General features: G+C 59.6%; 4 protein-coding genes and 1 tRNA gene. 4 read left to right on the plus strand and 1 reads right to left on the minus strand.

Features of this window, described 5'->3' with window-relative positions; all coding sequences use genetic code 11:
* Positions 1–231: 231 nt before the first annotated feature.
* Positions 232–308: transfer RNA gene (locus HQL63_15985), tRNA-Arg, on the minus strand.
* A gap of 279 nt (positions 309–587) precedes the next feature.
* Here HQL63_15985 and HQL63_15990 point away from each other — a divergent pair.
* The 4 genes from HQL63_15990 to HQL63_16005 are packed head-to-tail and all read left to right on the plus strand — an operon-like array spanning position 588 to position 3,579.
* A complete protein-coding gene (locus HQL63_15990) occupies positions 588–1,103 on the plus strand; it encodes a peptide deformylase (GenBank protein ID MBF0178323.1) in 516 nt (171 codons plus the stop codon).
* Between the two features lie 3 nt (positions 1,104–1,106).
* Positions 1,107–2,051 (plus strand): methionyl-tRNA formyltransferase, encoded by a 945-nt coding sequence (locus HQL63_15995; protein MBF0178324.1) that lies wholly within the window; start codon positions 1,107–1,109, stop codon positions 2,049–2,051.
* Positions 2,048–2,902, plus strand: coding sequence for a zinc metalloprotease HtpX (gene htpX / locus HQL63_16000; protein MBF0178325.1), 855 nt, complete (start codon positions 2,048–2,050; stop codon positions 2,900–2,902). The genes HQL63_15995 and htpX overlap by 4 nt, the downstream gene beginning before the upstream one ends.
* Entirely contained in the window at positions 2,899–3,579 is a 681-nt protein-coding gene (locus tag HQL63_16005; protein ID MBF0178326.1) for a ribulose-phosphate 3-epimerase, read from the plus strand. Before htpX ends, HQL63_16005 begins: the two co-directional genes overlap by 4 nt.
* Positions 3,580–3,669: the final 90 nt, after the last annotated feature.

Here is a 3,669-nt window from a genome sequence, read left to right on the forward strand (position 1 = left end):
AAAAAGCAGTGCCATCCTGCGCATCAATCGGTGCCAAATGGCGTAGCGCTTTACAGCCAAATGGCGTAGCGCTTTACATAGCGCTTTACAGTAGCGCTTTACATCAACCGGTGCCAAATGGCGTAGCGCTTTACACAGGCTTTGGAGAGAGGCGATATTAGACAGTCATTTGACCACTAAAAACTGTGTAGAATATCATGGCTCATAACACATTGAAAATAAAGAGTAAAATGGTGCCCCCGGCGGGATTTGAACCCACGGCCTACGGATTAGGAATCCGGCGCTCTATCCGGCTGAGCTACGGGGGCCCGAGCCCATTCTAGCAAAAACCCATCTTGATGTGCCAGGAAGTGTTCTTCAACTCTTGCCGATGCCATCCCCAGCCACAGGCCGCCAGGTGGTGCGTCCTGCGGCTCCGGTCTGCACAAAACTTGCGGTTCACCAAACCATGCGTGAGGTTGGCGCACGTCAAGCGAAGCCTGCCCGCCGCCGCAACGAGTGCGCCCTTTCTCAGGTTGGGGTGTGATGTTAGGATGAATGCCCGTCGGAGCAGGTATTCACGATCAAAAGGAGGCATTGTCGCGTTTATGGCTTTGTTGACCATTTTGAAAGCCCCGGACAAGCGCCTGAAACAAAAATCGGTGGCGGTGCCAAGGGTGGATGATGGCGTCCGGCAACTGATGGATGACATGCTGGAAACCATGTATGCCGCCCCGGGTATCGGTCTGGCTGCTCCACAGGTGGGAGTGTTGCAACGAGTGATCGTCGTGGATGTCACCTGGTCCTCGGAAGAAAAGGTGAAAAGGCCATTCTTTCTGGCCAACCCGGAGATTGTGGCAACTGAGGGCGAAATCACCTGGGAGGAGGGGTGTTTGTCGGTGCCGGAAAATGTCGGTGATGTGGTGCGTGCGGCGCGGGTCAAGGTACATGCCTGGGACCGCCAGGGACAGGAGGTGACCATCGATGCCGGAGGGTTGCTGGCCGTCTGCCTGCAACACGAAATCGACCATCTGAACGGAGTGCTGTTCATCGATCACCTTTCCCGTTTGAAACGGGAAATCATCTTGAAAAAGTTGCGTCGGATGCAGGCGGAAGAGAGCTGAAACATGGAGAAATGGCGCATCGTCTTCATGGGAACACCGGACTTTGCGGTTCCTGCGCTGCGGGCACTGCTGAACAGCAACATTCCGGTGGTGGGCATTTTGACCCAACCGGACAAACCTGTGGGACGTGGCTTGGCGGTCCAGGCCTCGCCAGTCAAACGGACAGGCCTGGAACATGCCATACCGGTTTTTCAGCCTGAGCGCTTGCGGTCTCCCGGGGCCGTCACCACATTGAAGACATGGGCGCCGGATCTGGTGGTGGTGGTGGCCTATGGTCAGATTCTCTCCCCGGAGGTGTTGTCCATGCCGGCCCGGGGGTGCATCAATGTGCATGCCTCCCTGTTGCCCCGCTGGCGGGGAGCGGCCCCCATACAACGCGCCTTGTTGGCGGGTGATGCGCAAAGCGGGGTGACCATCATGCAAATGGAGGCGGGCCTGGATACCGGACCGATCCTGCGCATGCGTGCAGAACCCATAACCCCCACAACCACGGGCGGAAGTTTGCATGATGCCCTGGCGCAGTCGGGCGCGGATCTGTTGCTGGAGACCATCCGCGACATGCAAACCGGCAAGGTGTCGCCACAGCCCCAGCCGGACACCGGGGTGACCTACGCCGCCAAACTGACCCGCGCCGACGGCCTGATCGACTGGCGCAGGCGGTCCGTGGAGGTGGACCGGCAGATCCGGGCGCTCCATCCGTGGCCGGGAGCGTATACCCATCTGCATGGTCGGGTGGTCAAGGTGTTGACATGCCGCCCAGTCGCCCGGAGCGAAGGGGGAGAGCCTGGAAAGGTCGTGGCCATACGGGAGGATGGTCTGGAGGTGGTCTGTGGCGAGGGAAATCTGGTGTTGACCGGACTTCAAACCGAAGGCCGGCGGCGCATGCAGGGGGCGGAATGGGCAAGGGGGATGTCGGGTCAACTGCTTTTTGGGAGTCATCGGCCATGAACAGCATCAAAACAACCCTTCTGTTGGCATCCATGGCAGCCTTGTTCATGGTGGTGGGGCACGCCGTGGGTGGACAAAGCGGCATGACCACCGCCCTGCTGCTGGCCGTGGTCATGAATGTGGGGGCCTATTGGTTTTCGGACAAGCTGGTTCTTTCCATGCACAACGCCCAGGCGGTCGGTCCAAATGATGCGCCGGAGTTGTACGAAATTGTCGAGGAGTTGGCGCGCCGGGCCAACCTGCCCATGCCAGCAGTGTACATCATGGATGATGACACCCCCAACGCCTTTGCCACCGGTCGCAATCCGGAGCACGCCGCCGTGGCCGCCACCACAGGCATCATGCGGATTCTCACCCGGGAGGAGCTGGCCGGGGTGATGGCTCATGAGTTGGGACATGTGCACAACCGCGATATTCTCATCTCGACCGTGGCAGCAACCCTGGGTGCTGCCATCACCTGGCTGGGACACATGGCCACAATGTTTGGCTCATCCCGCGATGATCGCGACAGGGAGGGGGGTGGCATCGTGGGCGGACTCATCATGATGATCCTGGCTCCCCTGGCAGCGACGCTGATTCAAATGGCCATCTCCCGCTCCCGGGAGTATGGCGCCGATGCCTTCGGGGCGGAGTTGAGCGGCAACGCCCTGTGGTTGGCGCGCGCCCTGGAAAAACTGGAGCACGGCAATCGGGCACTCCCCCTGGCCAGTGCGGGAAACCATCCCGCCACAGCCCAACTGTTCATTGTCAATCCGCTTTCAGGTAGCATGCTGTCAGGACTTTTTTCCACCCATCCACCCATCGAAGAGCGGGTTCGGCGTCTACGCAGCCTGGCAGGAGGTCACAGATGATCAAAATTGCCCCTTCCATTTTATCGGCGGATTTCGCCCGCCTCGGCGAGGAGATACGAGCCGTGGAATCAGCCGGGGCAGATTATATCCATGTGGATGTCATGGATGGGCATTTTGTCCCCAACCTGACCCTGGGCCCACCGGTGGTGGCCTCCCTGCGCAAGGTGACCCGGCAACCCCTGGATGTCCACCTGATGGTCACCCCCGTGGACGAGTACGTTGTGGCGTTTGCCAAAGCCGGAGCTGCCATCCTCACCATCCATGCCGAGTCTACCCGGCATCTGGATCGAACGCTCAACCTGGTCAGGGAACAAGGATGCCGCGTGGGCGTGGCCATCAACCCCGCCTCGCCGGTCACACTCCTGGAAGAGGTCATGCATTTGGCCGACATGGTTTTGATCATGAGCGTCAATCCCGGTTTTGGCGGACAATCCTTCATCCCGTCGGCCTTGGGTAAAATTCGACGGGTGCGCCAAATGATCCAGGCCAGTGGTCGTGCCATCGAGTTGCAGGTGGATGGAGGCATCAAGGCGGGCAATATTGCTGCTGCGGCTGAAGCTGGGGCGGATGTCTTCGTGGCGGGTTCGGCAGTCTTCAGTGAGTCCGATTATGGGCAGGTTATCGGGCAGTTGCGCAGTCAGGCCATGGTGGGACAAAGTCGCTGCGCAAAATCCTGACGCATTGGGGTCCAGGGGGCTGGCGCCCTGGTGGAGTTCGGGGCGAAGCCCTGACAAAGGCTTTCATATCCAAGCTTTTCTTGAAAGGGT

The sequence above is a fragment of the Magnetococcales bacterium genome (genome assembly GCA_015231175.1).
Classification (GTDB): Bacteria; Pseudomonadota; Magnetococcia; order Magnetococcales; family DC0425bin3; genus HA3dbin3.